The following is a 1,097-nucleotide window of genomic DNA, read 5'->3' on the forward strand; positions in this document are numbered from 1 at the left end:
CGGCACTACCTGCTGAGGTGCCATAGGCGACACCCGTTGTTAACTTATCCATGGATTTCATAACCCCACCTCGCAGATGCGGGTGCTGTGTAATGGAAATAAAAAGGCCACCTGACGTGGCCACCAGATTATTTCCCCACCAGCTCGTTTATCTCTTTCACTGTCTGGTTAAACCGCTCTGACTCAAGCTCAACACCTAAGGCCCGACGCCCCAGCGCCATTGCTGCTTTTATTGTGGAACCGGATCCCATAAAAAAATCAGCAACCAGATCACCAGGTCGACTACTGGCATTGATTATTTGCCTGAGCATATCCGCCGGTTTCTCACACGGATGTTTACCCGGGTAGAACTGAACGGGTTTATGCATCCAGACATCGGTATAAGGCACGGAGACTGATACGGAGAAATAGCGCCGGAGAGATTTAAACTCATCCAGCAATTCAGAATATTTGCGATTCAGTGAATCATAAGATGCCACCAGCTGGTGGTGTGGTTGTTCCAGTTGTTCTTCCTGAAACTTCTCTGCCGCTATACGGGAAAACAGTGCCTGTAACTTCCGATAGTCAGCCTCATTCGGCAACTGCCACTGACTGGCACCAAACCAGTGGGAAACCATATTTTTCTTACCTGTGGCTTCGGCAATTTGTTTTGCCGTTATACCCAGTTCGGCACGAGCATCCCTGAAATACGATATCAGCGGTGCCATTATGTGCTGTTTGAGTTCCCTTTCTTTTGCCGCATAGCCGTCACTTTTGCCGCGATATGGCCCCTGGTAATGTTCAGCAAACAGAACGCGCTCTGTGGCAGGAAAATATGCGCGCAGACTTTCTTTATTACACCCATTCCAACGTCCGGACGGCTTCGCCCAGATGATATGGTTAAGCACGTTGAAACGTTCACGCATCATGATCTCAATATCAGATGCCAGGCGATGCCCACAGAACAGGTAAAGGCTTCCGGCAGGTTTCAACACCCGCCAGAACTGGGCCAGACAGTGGTCCAGCCACTTAAGGTAATCTTCGTCCCCTTTCCACTGATTGTCCCAACCGTTGGGTTTCACCTTGAAGTAAGGCGGATCGGTAACAATCAGGTCAAT

Annotated in this window: 1 protein-coding gene and 1 pseudogene; both read right to left on the reverse strand. The window is 49.6% G+C overall.

What is annotated here, in order from left to right:
- Positions 1-61: pseudogene (essD, locus tag RTW80_RS25735) on the reverse strand (phage lysis protein EssD); the annotation flags it as partial.
- Between the two features lie 67 nt (positions 62-128).
- Positions 129-1,097: site-specific DNA-methyltransferase (locus tag RTW80_RS25740; protein WP_312720889.1), on the reverse strand; the 969-nt coding region annotated here is incomplete at its 5' end.

The organism is Escherichia sp. AM3 (genome assembly GCF_032029835.1).
Taxonomy (GTDB): domain Bacteria; phylum Pseudomonadota; class Gammaproteobacteria; order Enterobacterales; family Enterobacteriaceae; genus Escherichia; species Escherichia coli.